We start from the raw sequence: 15,670 nt of genomic DNA, 5'->3' as shown, positions 1-15,670 counted from the left end.
GTCGGTGATTCAGGTTGAGGGGCTGAGCAAGATTTATCGGGTTGCCGAGAAGCAGCCCGGCTTGGCCGGCACCCTGCGCCATTTCATCCGCCGCCGCACCCGGGACGTCACCGCGGTGCAGGACGTTTCCTTCCGGATTGAACCTGGAGAGATGGTGGGCTTTCTCGGTGCCAACGGCGCCGGCAAAACCACCACCTTGAAGATGCTCTGCGGCTTGATCCACCCCAGCGCCGGTGAGGTGCAGGTGGCGGGGCACCGGCCCCAGCGCCGTCAGGCGGAGTTTCTGCGCCGGATCACCCTGGTGATGGGGCAGAAGCAGCAGCTGCTCTGGGACCTGCCGCCGATGGATTCGCTGCGGGTGAATGCGGCGGTCTACGGCATCCCTGATGCTGTGGCCCGGCGGCGGATCAAGGTGCTGGCCGATCTGCTGGAGCTGGGGGAGGAACTCACCCGGCCGGTGCGCAAGCTTTCCCTGGGCCAGCGAATGAAGGCCGAACTGTTGGCGGCCCTGCTGCATGAGCCGGAGGTGTTGTTCCTCGATGAACCGACCCTGGGGTTGGATGTGAATGCCCAGGCCCGGGTGCGGCAGTTCCTGGCCGAGTACAACCGCCGCACGGGGGCAACGGTGCTGCTCACCAGCCACTATATGGCTGACATCACGGCCCTCTGCCCCCGGGTGCTGTTGATCCACCAGGGGCGCTTGTTCCACGACGGCCCTCTGGAAGCGCTGGCTGATCAATTGGCACCGGAGCGGGAGGTGCGGCTCGAGTTGGAGTCGCCCGTTTCGGCCGATGCCTTGGCGGGGTTGGGACGTCTGGAGCAGCTGGAGGGCTGTGATGTGCGGCTGCTGGTGCCCCGCGATCAGCTCACCGCCGTGGTGGCGCAACTGCTGGATCGCTTCCCCGTGCGTGATCTGGATGTGACCGATCCACCGATCGAGGGGCTGATCGGTGGGTTGTTCCGGCAGGGGCGGGTCTGATGCGGATCTTCGGGCTGAACCGCCGGATCATCCGGGTGCTGCTGGGCTCCCAGTACGCCCACATGCTCGAGTACCGCGCCGAGATCGCCCTTTGGGCTTTGTCCGGGGTGCTGCCGTTCATCATGCTCAGCGTCTGGAGCGGCAGCGACGCGCGCTCAGGGCTGGGGCTGGATGGTGTGGCCCTGGATCGCTATTTTCTCAGCGCTTTTCTGGTGCGCCAGTTCTCGGTGGTGTGGGTGGTCTACGCCTTCGAGGAAGACGCCCTGCTGGGCCGGCTCTCTCCTTACCTGCTGCAACCGCTGCATCCGCTCTGGCGTTACGTGGCGGCCCACCTCGGCGAGCAGCTCACCCGTCTGCCCTTCGCGGCTCTGATTGCAGCGGTGTTTTTTGCGGTGCGGCCCCAGGCCTTCTGGTTGCCGTCGTTGGGGGGCTTCCTACTGGCCTGGCTGGCCACCTGGCTGGCCTTCGCCATCGCCTTTCTTTTTCAGAGCCTGATTGCGGCCCTCTGCTTCTGGAGTGAGAAGGCCAGTGCCTTGGAGCGTCTGCAGTTCATTCCCTTCCTGTTCCTGTCCGGTCTGCTGGCACCGCTCACGGCCTTTCCGCCGGCGGTGCGGGCCCTGGCCCAGTGGACGCCCTTCCCGTATTTGATCGACTTCCCGGCCCGGGTGCTGGCGGGGCAGCCGGTGGATCTGTTGGCGGGCTTCGGGGCGCAACTGGCCTGGATCGCTCTGCTGTTGCCGCTGGTGCTGCTGCTTTGGCGGGCCGGCGTGCGGCGCTACAGCGCCATGGGGGCCTGATGGGACGCTATTGGCGAACCCTGCGTCGCTTCTGGGGCACGGCCGTGGCCGTGCAGCTGGAGTATCAGGCCAACGTGCTGATCGAGCTGTTGGCGGTAGCGATGAGCCTCAGCGGCAGCCTGTTCCTGCTCTCGCTGTTCTATGGCCCCGATCAGAGGTTGGGGGGCTGGAGCTGGGCCCAGGCCTTGATGGTGCAGGGGCTTTACACGGTGTTCGATGGCATGGCCACCACGTGGTTGCGCCCGAACCTTGGGGCGATCGTCACCCATGTGCGCGAGGGCACCCTGGATTTCGTGCTGCTCAAACCGATCGACAGCCAGTTCTGGTTGTCGCTGCGCACGCTTTCGCCGGCGGGGCTGCCGGAGATCGGCTTGGGGCTTGGGCTTCTGGCCTGGGGCAGCCATCAGGCAGATGTGGTGTTCAGCCTGTCGTCTCTCTTCACCGTGCTGGTGATGCTGCTGTCCGGTGGCTTAATCCTGTACTCGCTCTGGTTTCTGATCGCCGCCACCAGCATCTGGTTCGTCAAAACCTGGAATGCCACTGAGGTGCTCAGAGCTCTGCTGGCCTCCGGCCGTTATCCCCTCAACGCCTACCCACCTGCCCTACGCCTGCTGTTCACCCTGGTGCTGCCGGTGGCCTTTCTCACCACGGTTCCGGCCCAGGTGCTGTTGGGTGAGGCCGCCACACCGATGCTGATGGCTGGCTTGGCTCTGGCGGTGCTGTTCTTTGCGGCGGCGCGGGCCTTCTGGCTCTTTGCCTTGCGCTTCTACACCTCAGCATCGAGTTAGTGCAATGCTCCAGGCCATGTGTGGGTGACTCCGCTTGATCTCCTTGGTTCAGCACTGGTTGCCGGATGTGTTGGAGCTGCTGCGCTCCCCCGCTGGGGCGTTGCTGTTCATGCCGCTCTATGCCCTCTGGGTGACGCTGCTGCTGCCGGGGGTGTGGGCGTCGATGCTGGCCGGGGTGCTCTATGGCACCTGGCTTGGTAGTGGCCTGGTGTTTGTTGGGGCCTGCCTCGGGGCGGTGGTGGTGTTTCTGCTGGGGCGTTCGGTGCTGCGCGACTGGGCCCGGCGCCGGTTGGAGCAGCTCCCCAAGCTGCAGGCGGTGGAGCGGGCCGTGAGCAAGGAGGGCCTGAAGTTGGTGTTGCTGACGCGCCTCTCGCCCGCCTTCCCCTTCTCGCTGCTCAACCTGGCCTACGGCCTCAGTGAGGTGAGCCTGCGGGATTACAGCATCGGCTTGATCGGCATCCTCCCCGGCACGGTGCTGTTCTGCGGTTTGGGGGCCTTGGCCGGTGATGTGGCCCGTTTCGGTGAGGTGCTGGGGGGTGAGGCCGATGCCGGCACCTGGGCGCTGCGGGTGGTGGGGGTGCTCGCCACGCTGGCCGTGGTCTGGCTGGTGAGCCGAGCGGCTCGCCGTGCGCTTCAGGATGTGGAGACGTCGCTCTGATCGGGATTGGGCAGACGCCAGTCCCGCAGGGCAGCGATGAGGATGAACCAGGCCAGGCGTGCGCGGTTGGCTGGGCCGGTGCGCTGCTGCAGCTCAGCCAACTTGGCTCGTCCGCAGTCGGTTTTGATCCAGCGGTGCAGGGCAGGGGTGGATGGGCTCATGGCTGCAGCAGGGCGGTGAGGTCGGCTTCGCTGAGCACCGTCACCCCGAGGCTTTCGGCTTTGGTCAGTTTGCTGCCGGCGGCTTCGCCCGCCACCAGGTAGTCGGTCTTCTTGCTGACGCTGCCGCTCACCTTGCCGCCGGCCGCTTCGATCAGCGCTTTGGCTTCGCTGCGGCTGAGGTTGGGGAGTGTGCCCGTGAGCACCAGGGTTTTGCCCTGCAGCACGCCATCGGCGTCAGCTCCGGCTTGGCTGGCGGCCTCCTGCTCGGAGGCACTCGCCTCCAGGGAGAGCCCAACGCTGCGCAAGTCCTGCAGCAGTTGTTGGTTGGCGGGGGTGCGCAGCCATTGGCCCAGGCTGGCGCTGATTTCCGGGCCGATGCCATGCAGTTCGGCGATCTGCTCCGGGGCCTCCAACGCTGCTGCCGCCAGGCTGTTGATGCTGAAGAAAGCGGCCGCGAGCGCTTTGGCGTTGACCTCGCCGATGTGGCGGATGCCGAGGCCATAAAGCTGGCGGTGCCACGGCTGCTGTTTGGAGGCCTCCAGGGCGTCCACCAGGTTGGTGGCCGACTTGTCGCCCATCCGATCCAGGCTGGCGAGCAGGGCCGCATCCAGGCGGTAGAGATCCGCCAGCGAGCCCACTAGGCCGCGGTCCACCAGCTGTTCGATCAACTTGCTGCCGAGCCCATCCACATCCAGGGCGCCTTTGCTCACCCAGTGCCGCAGGCCACCCCGCAGGATCGCCGGGCAGCTGCTGTTCACGCAGCGGGTGGCGGCTTCATCGCCCTCCCGCACCAGGTTGGAGCCACATTCGGGGCAGTGCTGCGGCAGTTGCACCGGTGTGGCGTCGCTGGGCCTGAGCTCCGGCAGCACCCGCACCACTTCGGGAATGATCTCCCCGGCTTTGCGCACCACGATGGTGTCGCCTAGGTGCAGATCCAGTTCAGCGATCCGATCAGCGTTGTGGAGGGTGGCGCGGCTGACGCTCGTGCCGGCCAGGGCGACTGCTTCGAATTCAGCCACAGGGGTGATGGCACCGGTGCGGCCCACCTGAGCACCAACGCGGAGCAGACGGGTGGGGGCTTCTTCGGCTGGGTATTTGAGGGCGATGGCCCAGCGCGGGGCCTTCTGGGTGAAGCCGGCTTCGTCCTGCAGCTGAAGGTCGTCCAGCTTCACCACCACGCCATCGGTGGCATAGGGGAGGTCATGACGCCCCTGCTCCCAGTGGTCGCAGAAGCGCTGGATGGCGGCCAGGTCTTCGCAGCGCTCCCGGTTCGGGTTCACGCGGAAACCGGCCCTGTTCAGCCACTCCAGAGCCGCCCATTGGCCGGGGGGTTGGGCGTCACCCGGCAGGTGCAGGGTGTAGGCGAAAAAGTCGAGCCGGCGGGCGGCCACCACCTTCGGATCCAGTTGGCGCAGGGTTCCGGCGCAGGCGTTGCGGGGATTGGCGAACAGCGCTTCACCCCGTTGCTCCCGTTCGGCATTGATCGCCGCGAAGGTGGCATCAGGGATGAAGGCTTCTCCTCGCACTTCCACCCATTCCGGTGGGTTCACGATCTGCAGCCGCAGCGGAATGGAACTGATCGTGCGCACGTTGGCGGTGATCTCTTCACCGCGGCTGCCATCGCCCCGTGTGGCGGCCCGCTTCAGCACCCCATTGCGGTAGCTCAGGGCCAGGGCGTTGCCGTCAATTTTCAGTTCCCCCACCAGGGGCAGGCGGGTGTCTTTGGGACGGTCCAGCACCTTGAGCAGCCGCTCGTGCCAGGCCTGCAGGTCGTCGCGGTTGAAGGCGTTGTCGAGGCTGAGCATGCCCACGCGGTGCTCAACGCTGGTGAACCCCTCCGCCGGAGCTCCGCCCACCCGCTGGGTGGGGCTGTCGGACCGTTGCAGGTCCGGATGGTTCTGTTCCAGCTCGAGCAACTCGCGATAGAGGCGGTCGTAGACCGCGTCCTTCATCACCGGAGCATCAAGAACGTAATAGGCGTGGCCGGCACGGTTGAGCAGCTGCCGCAGTTCCGCGGCCCGCTCGTGCGGATCAGCCATTGACCTGGTTGATGCGGGCAATGCGCCAGTTGTCGTCCACCTTGGTGAAGGTGAAGTCGAGGGGGAGCTCTTCGTCGCCTTCGGACTTCAGCTTCACGGTGAGGATCAAGTTGCCTTCCTGTACGCGGGGGCGGCCGGACTTGAGATTGCGGAACTTGTTCAGCTTCAGGCCCGCCAGGAAGCGGATGAACTGCTGGCGGCTCACGTGCTGGCGGTAGGCCTTGGTGGTGAGCAGGTAGGCGGCATCGATGCGGCCGGCAGCCACCTGGGTGAAGAACTGCTTGATCAGCGGATTGATGCCGCGGGCGTCGAGCACCAGCTTCACGGCGTTGTAGATCCAGTACCCCAGCAGGGTGAGACCCCCGGCCAGCAGAGCTTTGCTGCCGATCTCCCGCACCAGTCCCAGTTCCATCACCAGCTGTCAAAGCAGGGCCGAGTCTGACTGACCACGGCAGGATGGCGCTGATTCGGATCTCCTCCCCCCCGTTCTGTGCCTTTGCAGCCCCTGCTGCCGCTGTTTCACCGCCTTAACCGGGAGCATTTCGGCGGTGCTTTGGTGGATGGGGGCCAGCCGCTGACGGCGGTGCGCTGGAGCGATGGCCGGATGAGCCGCACGGCGGGGTTCTACCGCCGTGGCCCCGGTGTGGGTGAGGGCCGCGGCAGCGAGATCGTCCTGTCGCGGCCGGTGCTTGAGCCCTTGCCGCAGATCGCCACGGAAAGCACGCTCTGCCACGAGATGATCCACGCCTGGGTGGATCTGGTGCAGCGTCGCCGCGAAAGCCATGGGCCGTTGTTCCGGGCCCGGATGGCCGCCATAAATGCCGCCCAGAGCCGGTTTCAGGTGAGCATTCGCCACAGCTATCCCGTGCCGCCCCGGCCGCCCCGTTGGCTGGCGGTCTGTCCCCGTTGCGGCCGCCGCACCCCCTGCCGAAGGCGCACACGCAATGCTGCGTGCCGGGCCTGTTGCGTTGAGCATTTCCAGGGCCGCTGGGATGCCAGCTGCGTGCTCAGTTATGTGGAGGCGGAGGGCTAGATGGAGGTGTTCTGGCTCACCCTGGAGTGCGGCGGTGTGGTGATTGTGTTGCTGGGATTGCGGCGGGAACAGTGGTTGCGCCGCCGCCGTCGGTAACGTCAGGGGATGGAGGAGCGTTTCGATCGGTTGGACCGGTTCCGTGATCAGCGGGATCGCCGTCTCGACCAGTTCTTGGAAACCGGCCGTCAGCTCGTGGATGGGGTGTCCGGTCGGCGACCAGGACAACGGCCTGGAGGGCGGCGCTCCGGTTTGGATCTCGATTCGGTGGGCCGCTGGGTCGGCGAAAAGGTCGAGTGGCTGCTGGAAGAGGACGATGACTGGCAGGAGCCCTGGCAAGAGGCTGGCCGTGGTCGGCCAGAGCCTGCACGTTCGATGCGTTCCGCCCGTCGCCCCCTTGAGGCGATCTCCCGCCGGAGCCGCCGCGGAGCAGCAGCGCAGGCTCCAGCGCCCCCATCAACGCCACCCGTGGCTCAGGAGTTCAACGCAGCAGACCAGGGCGAGTGGCCGGAGGACGACAGCTTCCGGGTGCAGCGCTGGTCGCGCTCTGCCCAGCCGGCAGCCCGTCCAGAGCCCGAAGCCGCGCCCAATCCCGCCGGCTCCCGCCGGGCCTTGCCGCGCTCCAGCCGCCGCCGGATCGACTAATGGCTGGCGTGCAGTGAGCGTGGGCTGACCCGGTAGCGGCAGCCCCGTGCAGCGAGCTGATGGTTCACATCCTCGAGCAGCTCTCCAGGCATCTCTTCCGCCATCTGGTCGGCTGTGGCGGTGATCGATGGGGATCCCACCTGCAGCGCTTCCAGCAGTTGGGTCCACTGCTCCACTTGCAGGCTGCGGCTCATCGGCTCATAGCCCTTCTGTTCCAGCAGCTGACTGCAGACCGTGCGGTTCCAGAGCACCGTGCGTCCCTGGCCATGGGGGCCGGTTTGCATGGCGGCGTTGGCGTCGAGGGCGCTTTGGGTGGGGCGGCCCCGCCTGTCACGCCAGCCTTGATGTTCGAGGGTCTTGCCGCAGTGAATCGCCGAAATGCCGTAGATCCGACCGAGGTCGGTGAGGCTGAGCCAGGAGGTGGTGGCAGCCATGACACGGTGCACCGAATTGGCCACATCTTCCTGTGAGCACAACTAATGGCAAGTTGTCAAGAGCAAATCCCAACAAACCCGTAGGTTTGTTCATGAATTTTGTTGAAACTCCTGGCGCAGTGTGGGGCCGAGCCAGGTTTCGAGTTGCGGGCTGAACACTTCGCGAATCACGGTGAGGGCCTTGCCCTGGCGGAAGAAGCGGTAATGGCGGCTCCAGTAGGGGCCGCGATGGCCAAAGGTCTGGTCGAGCCAGTCACCCTCCACCAGCGCTAAGCCATCCACCTCACGGAACAGCTCGGAACGCCCTTCGGTGAGGCTTTTCCAGATCGGCTGGTTGCGGTCCCGCAGGTGCCAATCCGCTTCGGCCTGGTTCCACCAGCTCTCAGCCCAGGCCAGCGGGGTGCCGCCGCAGGTGAGCCACACCTGGCGGCGCAGCAGTGGTGCCTTCAATTCCCTCACCTCTTCCGGTGCCCCGGGGTTGTCGCTCTGGTCGGCCTCCATGGCGACCAGATCCACGGCAACCGGTGAACCGGTGAGCAGGCGCAGGTGGCGGGTGGGGCTGCCATCGCCCAGCAGCATCAGCCGCCAGGGGCCGGGCAGTTGACGCGGACCCTCCGCTGAGAGCACGGCGTCGGTGGGTGCTTGCCAGAGCTGGTGCGGTGATGGATGAAGACGGGGAGTGGGGTTCAGAACAGTCCTCCCACCGAGAGGGTTTGGCGTTGGCCGTTGCGGCTGATCACGGCACCGCTGTCGGTGACCTCGCTGAGCACCCAGCCACTTCTGCCGATCGCTTCACCGATGCCGGCGGACACCGATCCCTGCCCCAGTTGAAATATGGCGGAACTGCTGCCACCAGGGTTCTTCACCACACCGGTGAGTTGCGGGATTGGCCCCATCGGTGCCAACGCCTGATCGCTGCCCAGCGGCTCAACCGTCAAGGGTTGTTGGATCGGCACGGTCAGCGGTTCGAGGCTTTGGATGGCAAGGGAGGCCTCCTCGGGCGTTGCTGTCTCTTCTGCCCGGCTTTCTCGGGCCGCCACTTGCTCGCGCTGCTGCTCGATCAGGGCGGCGTTTTGCTTCCGTTCCAGCTCCAGGCGGGAGCGTTGCAGGCTGCTCACCAGCCAGGCGCTGCAGATCACTCCGGCAACGGCGATGCCACTGATCAGCGGCAGCAGCCAGGTGGAGGGGGAGCGGCGTTCGCTGGGTTCGCTTGGTTTGGTTGTTGGTTCGTGCACATCCACATCCACCGGCACCAGGTGCGGCTGGCTTGGGGCGGTGACCGTCTCGCGGTCGAACACGTTGTCCATCACCTGCTCAGCCCGCAGGTTCCAATAGGCACGTGAGGTGGGAACCCGGGCTGGCAAGGCAGAGGTTTCAGGAGCCCAACGCTATCGAGCTTCTGCAGTGGGGGCGAGGGGTTGGCGTTCCCTTTGCTGCAGTTCCAGCCACATCAGCAGCGCGGTGATGTCCGCTTTGCTGACGCCAGGGATGCGGCTGGCCTGCCCCAGGGTGCTGGGTTGAATCGCCGTGAGCTTTTCGCGTGCTTCATTCGAGAGGGTGCCGATGCCGGCGTAGTTGAGATCGGCCGGCAGCTTGCGCTGGCTTTGGCGTTTCACCTGATCGATCTGCTGCTGCTGCCGTTGCAGGTAGCCGCTGTATTTGATGTCGATCTCGGCGCCCTCGCGCACGGGCAGGGGCAGATCGGCATCAGCCAGGCCATGGCGCACCAGATCGGCGGCGTGCATGCCGGGCCGGCGCAGCAGGTCGGCCAGGGTGATCGAGCCTTTGATCGCTGCACCGGTTTCTTCTTCCACCGTCGGGGCCACTGGATCGCTCGCCTTGAGCCGCACGGTTTCCAGCCGCTGCTTTTCGCCCTCCATCGCCTGGAGTTTGTCTTCGAACAGCTGCCAGCGACGGTCGTCGATCAGGCCCAGCTCACGGCCCAACGGTGTGAGGCGGCGGTCGGCGTTGTCGCCCCGCAGGATCAGGCGGTATTCGCTGCGGCTGGTGAGCACCCGGTAGGGCTCGCGCAGGTCCTTGCTCACCAGATCGTCGATCATCGTGCCGATGTAGCTGCCCTCTCGGGGGAAGTGCACCGGCTCCTGGCCGCCGATCAGCCGGGCGGCGTTGACGCCGGCCACCAGGCCCTGGGCGGCGGCTTCCTCATAGCCCGTGGTGCCATTGAGCTGGCCGGCGCTGAACAGGCCGCGCACCCGCTTGGTTTCCAGGGAAGGCTTGAGCTGGGTGGCGGGCAGATAGTCGTAATCCACCGAGTAAGCCGGCCGCAGCATCACCGCTTGCTCCAGGCCCGGCAGGCTGCGCAGCAGTTGCAGCTGGATCGGTTCCGGCAGGCCGGTGGAGAAGCCCTGCACGTAGATCTCCGGGGTGTCGCGCCCCTCTGGCTCGAGGAAGATCTGGTGGCTGTCCTTGTCCGCAAAGCGAACGATCTTGTCTTCGATTGAGGGGCAATAGCGCGGACCCTTGCTGTCGATCACACCGCCGTAGATGGCGGTGAGGTGCAGGTTGTCGCGGATCAGCTGATGGGTTTCGGCGGTGGTGCGGGTGATGTGGCAGCTCATCTGCTCACCGCTCACCCAGGCGGCTGGGTCAAAGGAGAAGAAGCGATCGGCCGCATCACTGGGCTGCTCCTCCAGTTGATCGAGGGCGATGCTGCGCCGGTCCACCCGGGCGGGGGTACCGGTTTTGAGCCGGTCGGTCTGGAAGCCCAGTTGCTGCAGCGCCTCCGTGAGGCCTTCGGCGGCCTGTTCCCCAGCGCGGCCGGCGGCCATCGATTGATGCCCCACCCAGATGCGGCCGCCGAGGAAGGTGCCGGCGGTGAGGATCACCGCTTTAGCGCCGTAGACGCTGCCGAAATAGGTGCGGATGCCACTGATGCGTTGCTGGTCGCCTTCACCGCTGGTTTCCAGGCTGGTCACCATCGCTTCGCGCAGGGCGAGGTTGGGGGTGTGCTGCAGCAGTTGCAGCATCTGGCGGGAATAGAGGCGTTTGTCGGTCTGGGCGCGCAGGGCCCAAACCGCCGGGCCGCGGCTGGCGTTGAGGATGCGCTTCTGGATCGCGGTGGCATCGGCCAGGCGGCCGATCACCCCACCGAGGGCATCTACTTCATGGACGAGCTGGCTTTTGGCGGGGCCGCCAACGGCCGGGTTGCAGGGCTGCCAAGCGATGCGATCGAGATTGAGGCTGAACAGGGCGGTGTTCAGGCCCAGCCGGGCAGCCGTGATCGCTGCTTCACAGCCGGCATGGCCGCCGCCGACCACGATCACGTCGAAGGATTCGGTGGGGACGGCGCTGAAGCTCATGCCTCCATTATCTGAGTTGGCTCAGGCCGCCAGGTTGCGGAAGCGGGTGAACTGCGGCTCGAACAGCAGCTTCACCGTGCCCACCGGACCGTTGCGGTGCTTGGTCACGATCACTTCGGTGATGCCGCGATCCGGTGTTTCCGGGTTGTAGTACTCATCGCGGTAGATCATCAGCACCAGGTCGGCGTCCTGCTCGATTGAGCCCGATTCCCGCAGGTCGCTCAGCATCGGTCGCTTGTTGGTGCGTGCCTCCACACCCCGGCTCAGCTGGGAGAGGGCAATCACCGGCACGTTCAGTTCCCGGGCCATCTGCTTCAGGCCCCGGGTGATGCGCGAGAGCTCCTGCACGCGGTTGTCCGAGCCCGAGCCTTCCATCAGCTGCAGATAGTCGATCATCACCAGCCCCAGCTCCTTGCCCTGTTCGGCCATCAGCCTCCTGCAGAGCGAGCGCATCTCCAGCACACCGGAGTTCGGTTTGTCGTCTATGAAGATCGGCAGTTGCCCCAAGCTGTTGATGCCCTGGCCCAGCAGCGGCCATTCCTCCTGCTGTAGGCGGCCGGTGCGCAGGCGGCCCGCTTCGATGCCCACCTCCATCGAGAGCAGGCGATAGGTGAGCTGCTCCTTGCTCATCTCCAGGGAGAACAGGCACACCGGCATGTCGTGCAGCTGGGCCACGTTTTTGGCCAGGTTCAGCGCAATCGAGGTTTTGCCCATGGCTGGCCGGCCCGCCACGATGATTAGGTCGCTGCGCTGCAGGCCCTGGGTCATCGCATCCAGGTCGTAGAAGTTCACCGGGATGCCGGCCACCGAGGTGCCCAGCGAGCGGCTTTCGATCTCCTCAAAGGTCTGGGTGAGGATTTCGGCCGTGGGGGTGAGCCCCTTGGAGGGTTTCTCCTGGCTGATGGCAAAGATCTTCTGCTCCGCCTGGTCCAGCACCTGCTCCATCGGCAGGCTTTGATCAAAGCCCAGCTGGATCACTTCATTGCCGGAGCGGATCAGCTGGCGGCGCAGGAACTTGTCCATCACCAGCCGGGCCACCTGCTCGATCGAGGCGGTGGACGGCACCCGCTCCACCAGCTCCACAAGTCGGTTGTTGCCGCCCACTTTCTCCAGGGCGCCGGTGTCGGCCAGCCAGGCGCTCATGGCGGTGAGATCCGTCGGCTTGCCCTGGCCGTGCAGCATCAGGGCGGTGCGGAAGATCTCCCGGTGGGCGTTCAGATAAAACGCCTCCGGCTGCAGTACATCGGCCACGCGCCCAATTGCATCGGGATCGAGCAGGATGCCGCCAAGCACCGCTTCCTCCGCCTCCAGGTTCTGGGGCGGAAGAGAATCGGGCAGAGCCTCGAAATTAGGCTCATCGTCGCGGCCTTTGCCAAAACCACGGCGTCCCCCATCGTTGTTCTCTGGCAGGGGGACGCTCACCATGGCGGCAGGGCGTGAAGCGAAGGGATCACACTTTGGCTCGAATGAGCCGTTTGAGTGTCAATTGACAGCGATCAGTAGCCGACCACTTCCAGGTTGATCTCAGCGGTGACTTCGCTGTGCAGCTTCACCGTCACGGTGTACTTGCCGGTGCGGTGGATCTCAGGCACCACGATGTCGCGGCGGTCGATCTCCTTCTTGGTGGCGGTTTCGATGGCTTCTGCCACGTCACCGTTGGTGACGGTTCCGAACAGCACGTTGTCTTCACCTGTCTGCTTCTTCACGGTGAAGCGACCAATGGTGGAGAGGGCAGTCTTGAAGTCGATGGCTTCTTGCTTCAGAGCGGCCTGACGCTCAGCTTCCTTGGCCCGGCGGTGCTCCACCTGCTTCATCACAGCAGGGGTGAGGGGCACTGCTTTGCCGAAGGGCAGCAGGAAATTGCGGGCGTAACCCGGAGCCACTTCCACCAGGTCTCCGTCCTTGCCGAGGCTGAGGATGTCCTCATTCAGAACGACTTGTACACGCTTAGGCATGGGACCGGTATGAAGGATGGAGACGGGTGCGATCGACCACGTTACGACGTGGCCGGTTGTTGAAGGTTGCTTTGAGCCTCAGGAGGCTCCGGGGACGTAGCGGGCCGTGCGGATCCGGCTGGCCAGTCCGAGACGCTTGAGCAAGCGCACGTGCTGCCAGGTGAGATCGAACTCGAACCAGCGCAAACCGTGGCGTGCACTCGCCGGATGGGCGTGGTGATTGTTGTGCCAACCCTCCCCAAAGGAGAGCAGTGCCACCCACCAGCAGTTGCGGGAGAGGTCGGGGCAATCGAAATTGCGGTAGCCGAAGGCGTGGGTGGCGGAGTTCACCAGCCAAGTCACGTGGTACACGACCACGAGGCGCAGAGGAATGGCCCACAGCACCAGGCCAAGTCCACCGCCGTGCACCTGGGCGGCTTCACCGAACCAGTAGAGCCCAAGGCCCAGGGGGACCTGCAGCAGCAGGAACCAGCGGTCGAGCCAGCGGTAGAAGGGGTCACACTGCAGATCGCCGGCGTAGCGGTCGAGTTCCTTCAGGGCCGGGATGTCGTGCAACATCCATTCGCTGTGGGCCCACCACAGGCCACGGCCAGCGTCATGGTGATCCGTGGGCTGATCCGAAAAACGGTGGTGATGGCGGTGCAGACCCACCCATTCGATCGGGCCGCTCTGGCAGGCCAGGGTGCCCATCAGCACCAGGATGCGCTCAACCCACACCGGCACCACCAGGCTGCGGTGCGCCACCAGACGGTGCAGGCCCAGGGTGACGCCCAGCACCGTTATCCAATAGAGAACGCCAAAGGCCACAACGCCCTGCCAGCTCCAGAAGCGCGGGAGCAGCGCCACGGTGGCGAGCACGTGCATCACCAGCATGAAGCTGGTGGTTCCCATCTTGAATTTGCGCTGACGCGCGGGCAGTCGGTCGCGCGGTGCCATCACCGCGGCCCGCTGCCGAAGCTCGCGGGTGTCAGCTGTTTGCGAGGAAACCAAGCGGATTCTCCTTGGATTGACAAAGCCGCTCAGACAGGAAAACCAGGGAGCGGATGGTGCCGTTAGTGACAGAAATCTAAAGGAGTTGCCGCATTGCAGCGGCTCCCCGCTTTGTGAATTCTGGCGTTGGCCAGGGTTTAGGAAGGCATGACATCCGTCAGGCAAGTGGTGATCAGTGCGTTTGCAGAGGACCTGATCAACGCGGTGGAGCGGGAGCAGGCTGACCTGGCTGCAGCGAGGACGGCGGCGGTGGAGCAACGCCTGCAGCGCGTGTTGGAGGCCCTGGCGGCGGAGCGCGTTGGCACCCAGCACTTTGCGTCGCTCACCGGTTATGGCCACGGGGATCAGGGCCGCGAGGTGGTGGATCGGGTTTTTGCCCGGGTGCTGGGGGCCGAAGCCGCCGCGGTGCGCCTGCAATTCGTCAGTGGCACCCACGCCATCGCCGCTGCACTGTTCGGCGTGCTGCGGCCCGGGGATCGTCTGCTTTCGATCACGGGTCGTCCCTACGACACCCTTGAGGAGGTGATCGGTCTGCGCGGCAAGGGCCAGGGTTCCCTGGCGGAATTCGGGGTTGCCTACGACGAAATCGATCTGCAGCCGGATGGGGCGGTGGATCAGGCGGCCTTGAACCAGGCCCTGGAGCAGCCCTGCCGGATGGTGCTGATCCAGCGCAGCTGCGGCTACAGCTGGCGTCCGTCGGTCACGGTTGAGCAGATCGCCGGGCTGTGTGAGCGCATCCATGCCCGCCAGCCCGACTGCGTTGTCTTTGTCGACAACTGTTACGGCGAGCTGGTGCAGGAGCAGGAACCGACGGCGGTTGGGGCGGATCTGATCGCTGGATCGTTGATCAAGAACCTCGGCGGCACCATCGCCCCCACCGGCGGCTACATCGCTGGACGGGCCGATCTGGTGGAGCAGGCCTGCTGCCGGCTCACGGCACCGGGCATCGGCAGTGAGGGCGGCACGGGATTTGACCTGCAGCGTCTGGTGCTGCAGGGGCTGTTCCTGGCACCGCAGATGGTGTCGGAGGCCTTGATTGGTGCCGATCTGGTGGCGGGGGTGTTTGAGCGGCTGGGCTTCCCCGTCAATCCAGCGCCCGGGGCGATGCGCAGCGATTTGATTCAGGCGGTGCGGCTGGGCAGTCCCGATGCCCTCAAGGTGGTGTGCCGTGCCTTCCAGGCGATGTCGCCGATCGGGGCCTACCTCGATCCAGTGCCGGCCTCGATGCCAGGTTATGCCTCGGATCTGGTGATGGCCGGGGGAACCTTCATCGACGGTTCCACCAGTGAATTTTCGGCCGATGCGCCGCTGCGGGAACCGTTCAACCTCTATGTGCAGGGCGGCACCCATCGCGCCCACATCCGCCTGGCCCTCTCCCGTGCGTTGTGTGACCTCAATGCGGCAGGACTGATCAATCTCCCGCAGACTGGGACCACCTGAAACTGCCTCGATGGCGTTTGCGTTCCCCGACTCTTTTCGCTTCGCCGACAGCCACGAGTATGCCAATGCCGATGGCGAGCTGGTGCGGGTGGGCATCAGTGCCTTCGCCGTTGATCAGCTGGGCGACATCGTGTTCGTGGATCTACCGGATGTGGGCGCCAGCCTGACGAAGGGCACCAGCTTTGGTTCGGTGGAGTCGGTGAAGGCTGTGGAAGACATGTATGCACCGATTGCCGGTGAGGTGGTGCAACGCAATGAAGCGGTGCTGGTCAGTCCGGAGGAACTTCAGAACGACCCCCACGGTGAGGGCTGGCTGTTGGTGCTGCGTCCGTCGGATCCCTCCGAGCTCGACAGCCTGATGACCGCCGAGGCCTACGGCGCCAAGGTCAACGCCGGCTGACATCAACGCTGGCTGTCATCAGCGCTAGAGCTTC

18 protein-coding genes are annotated in these 15,670 nt (G+C 65.4%); 8 read left to right on the top strand and 10 right to left on the bottom strand.

Going from position 1 to position 15,670, the window contains the following annotated elements; genetic code table 11:
- The first annotated feature begins 4 nt into the window (after positions 1–4).
- Genes DXY02_RS01780 through DXY02_RS01765 form a run of 4 tightly spaced genes read left to right on the top strand, consistent with a single transcriptional unit; the run spans position 5 to position 3,222 of the window.
- Positions 5–979 carry an ATP-binding cassette domain-containing protein gene (locus DXY02_RS01780; RefSeq protein ID WP_114987739.1) on the top strand — a complete coding sequence of 325 codons (975 nt, stop codon included), beginning with the start codon at positions 5–7 and terminating at the stop codon, positions 977–979.
- Positions 979–1,776, top strand: coding sequence for an ABC-2 family transporter protein (locus DXY02_RS01775; protein WP_114987738.1), 798 nt, complete (start codon positions 979–981; stop codon positions 1,774–1,776). The genes DXY02_RS01780 and DXY02_RS01775 overlap by 1 nt, the downstream gene beginning before the upstream one ends.
- Entirely contained in the window at positions 1,776–2,564 is a 789-nt protein-coding gene (locus DXY02_RS01770; protein ID WP_114987762.1) for an ABC transporter permease, read from the top strand. The genes DXY02_RS01775 and DXY02_RS01770 overlap by 1 nt, the downstream gene beginning before the upstream one ends.
- A gap of 34 nt (positions 2,565–2,598) precedes the next feature.
- Entirely contained in the window at positions 2,599–3,222 is a 624-nt protein-coding gene (locus tag DXY02_RS01765) for a TVP38/TMEM64 family protein (protein WP_114987737.1), read from the top strand.
- On the opposite strand, the gene DXY02_RS01760 is transcribed toward DXY02_RS01765, so the two are convergent.
- The 3 genes from DXY02_RS01760 to DXY02_RS01750 are packed head-to-tail and all read right to left on the bottom strand — an operon-like array spanning position 3,198 to position 5,834.
- Positions 3,198–3,383: a hypothetical protein gene (locus DXY02_RS01760; protein ID WP_114987736.1), complete on the bottom strand. Its 186-nt coding sequence runs from the start codon at positions 3,381–3,383 to the stop codon at positions 3,198–3,200. The two genes, DXY02_RS01765 and DXY02_RS01760, sit on opposite strands and share 25 nt — an antisense overlap.
- Positions 3,380–5,422 (bottom strand): NAD-dependent DNA ligase LigA, encoded by a 2,043-nt coding sequence (gene ligA / locus DXY02_RS01755; protein WP_114987735.1) that lies wholly within the window; start codon positions 5,420–5,422, stop codon positions 3,380–3,382. Before ligA ends, DXY02_RS01760 begins: the two co-directional genes overlap by 4 nt.
- The gene (locus tag DXY02_RS01750; protein ID WP_114987734.1) at positions 5,415–5,834 is read right to left on the bottom strand and encodes a hypothetical protein; all 420 of its coding nucleotides are present in this window, start codon (positions 5,832–5,834) and stop codon (positions 5,415–5,417) included. The genes ligA and DXY02_RS01750 overlap by 8 nt, the downstream gene beginning before the upstream one ends.
- A 78-nt stretch (positions 5,835–5,912) precedes the next feature.
- Here DXY02_RS01750 and DXY02_RS01745 point away from each other — a divergent pair, with 78 nt between their 5' ends.
- Positions 5,913–6,455: a SprT family zinc-dependent metalloprotease gene (locus tag DXY02_RS01745; protein WP_114987733.1), complete on the top strand. Its 543-nt coding sequence runs from the start codon at positions 5,913–5,915 to the stop codon at positions 6,453–6,455.
- A 105-nt stretch (positions 6,456–6,560) separates the two neighbouring features.
- Positions 6,561–7,097, top strand: coding sequence for a hypothetical protein (locus tag DXY02_RS01740; RefSeq protein ID WP_114987732.1), 537 nt, complete (start codon positions 6,561–6,563; stop codon positions 7,095–7,097).
- On the opposite strand, the gene DXY02_RS01735 is transcribed toward DXY02_RS01740, so the two are convergent.
- The 7 genes from DXY02_RS01735 to DXY02_RS01705 all read right to left on the bottom strand — a co-directional run bounded on the left by DXY02_RS01735 (position 7,094) and on the right by DXY02_RS01705 (position 13,742).
- Positions 7,094–7,531: a hypothetical protein gene (locus DXY02_RS01735; protein WP_114987761.1), complete on the bottom strand. Its 438-nt coding sequence runs from the start codon at positions 7,529–7,531 to the stop codon at positions 7,094–7,096. The two genes, DXY02_RS01740 and DXY02_RS01735, sit on opposite strands and share 4 nt — an antisense overlap.
- 90 nt (positions 7,532–7,621) lie before the next feature.
- Positions 7,622–8,221 (bottom strand): chorismate lyase, encoded by a 600-nt coding sequence (locus DXY02_RS01730; protein ID WP_170951438.1) that lies wholly within the window; start codon positions 8,219–8,221, stop codon positions 7,622–7,624.
- Positions 8,218–8,895 (bottom strand): pilus assembly protein PilZ, encoded by a 678-nt coding sequence (locus DXY02_RS01725; protein WP_244276101.1) that lies wholly within the window; start codon positions 8,893–8,895, stop codon positions 8,218–8,220. The genes DXY02_RS01730 and DXY02_RS01725 overlap by 4 nt, the downstream gene beginning before the upstream one ends.
- 24 nt (positions 8,896–8,919) lie before the next feature.
- Positions 8,920–10,851, bottom strand: a complete 1,932-nt coding sequence (gene mnmG / locus DXY02_RS01720; protein ID WP_114987730.1) for a tRNA uridine-5-carboxymethylaminomethyl(34) synthesis enzyme MnmG — start codon at positions 10,849–10,851, stop codon at positions 8,920–8,922.
- A gap of 21 nt (positions 10,852–10,872) precedes the next feature.
- The gene (gene dnaB, locus DXY02_RS01715) at positions 10,873–12,276 is read right to left on the bottom strand and encodes a replicative DNA helicase (protein ID WP_114987729.1); all 1,404 of its coding nucleotides are present in this window, start codon (positions 12,274–12,276) and stop codon (positions 10,873–10,875) included.
- 71 nt (positions 12,277–12,347) lie between these two features.
- On the bottom strand, positions 12,348–12,806 hold the full coding sequence (gene rplI, locus DXY02_RS01710; RefSeq protein WP_114987727.1) for a 50S ribosomal protein L9: 459 nt from the start codon (positions 12,804–12,806) through the stop codon (positions 12,348–12,350).
- A 78-nt stretch (positions 12,807–12,884) separates the two neighbouring features.
- On the bottom strand, positions 12,885–13,742 hold the full coding sequence (locus DXY02_RS01705; RefSeq protein ID WP_371639843.1) for an acyl-CoA desaturase: 858 nt from the start codon (positions 13,740–13,742) through the stop codon (positions 12,885–12,887).
- 201 nt (positions 13,743–13,943) lie between these two features.
- On the opposite strand from DXY02_RS01705, the gene DXY02_RS01700 reads away from it, so the two are divergent.
- Together DXY02_RS01700 and gcvH are read left to right on the top strand one after the other, a co-directional pair.
- Positions 13,944–15,236, top strand: a complete 1,293-nt coding sequence (locus DXY02_RS01700) for a methionine gamma-lyase family protein (protein ID WP_114987723.1) — start codon at positions 13,944–13,946, stop codon at positions 15,234–15,236.
- Between the two features lie 10 nt (positions 15,237–15,246).
- Positions 15,247–15,636: a glycine cleavage system protein GcvH gene (gcvH, locus tag DXY02_RS01695; RefSeq protein ID WP_114987721.1), complete on the top strand. Its 390-nt coding sequence runs from the start codon at positions 15,247–15,249 to the stop codon at positions 15,634–15,636.
- Positions 15,637–15,670 lie beyond the last annotated feature (34 nt).

The sequence above is a fragment of the Synechococcus sp. N19 genome (assembly GCF_900474045.1).
GTDB lineage: Bacteria > Cyanobacteriota > Cyanobacteriia > PCC-6307 > Cyanobiaceae > Parasynechococcus.
Note: the sequence above shows the minus strand (reverse complement) of the source record. Positions and strands in the feature narration are given on the sequence as shown.

Coding starts and splice junctions, on each gene's coding strand:
- dnaB (WP_114987729.1), bottom strand. CDS start 12,276: ATGGTGAGCGTCCCCCTGCCAGAGAACAACGATGGGGGACGCCGTGGT.
- DXY02_RS01760 (WP_114987736.1), bottom strand. CDS start 3,383: ATGAGCCCATCCACCCCTGCCCTGCACCGCTGGATCAAAACCGACTGC.
- DXY02_RS01700 (WP_114987723.1), top strand. CDS start 13,944: ATGACATCCGTCAGGCAAGTGGTGATCAGTGCGTTTGCAGAGGACCTG.
- DXY02_RS01750 (WP_114987734.1), bottom strand. CDS start 5,834: ATGGAACTGGGACTGGTGCGGGAGATCGGCAGCAAAGCTCTGCTGGCC.
- mnmG (WP_114987730.1), bottom strand. CDS start 10,851: ATGAGCTTCAGCGCCGTCCCCACCGAATCCTTCGACGTGATCGTGGTC.
- DXY02_RS01775 (WP_114987738.1), top strand. CDS start 979: ATGCGGATCTTCGGGCTGAACCGCCGGATCATCCGGGTGCTGCTGGGC.
- DXY02_RS01705 (WP_371639843.1), bottom strand. CDS start 13,742: ATGGCACCGCGCGACCGACTGCCCGCGCGTCAGCGCAAATTCAAGATG.
- ligA (WP_114987735.1), bottom strand. CDS start 5,422: ATGGCTGATCCGCACGAGCGGGCCGCGGAACTGCGGCAGCTGCTCAAC.
- DXY02_RS01740 (WP_114987732.1), top strand. CDS start 6,561: ATGGAGGAGCGTTTCGATCGGTTGGACCGGTTCCGTGATCAGCGGGAT.
- rplI (WP_114987727.1), bottom strand. CDS start 12,806: ATGCCTAAGCGTGTACAAGTCGTTCTGAATGAGGACATCCTCAGCCTC.
- DXY02_RS01770 (WP_114987762.1), top strand. CDS start 1,776: ATGGGACGCTATTGGCGAACCCTGCGTCGCTTCTGGGGCACGGCCGTG.
- gcvH (WP_114987721.1), top strand. CDS start 15,247: ATGGCGTTTGCGTTCCCCGACTCTTTTCGCTTCGCCGACAGCCACGAG.
- DXY02_RS01735 (WP_114987761.1), bottom strand. CDS start 7,531: ATGGCTGCCACCACCTCCTGGCTCAGCCTCACCGACCTCGGTCGGATC.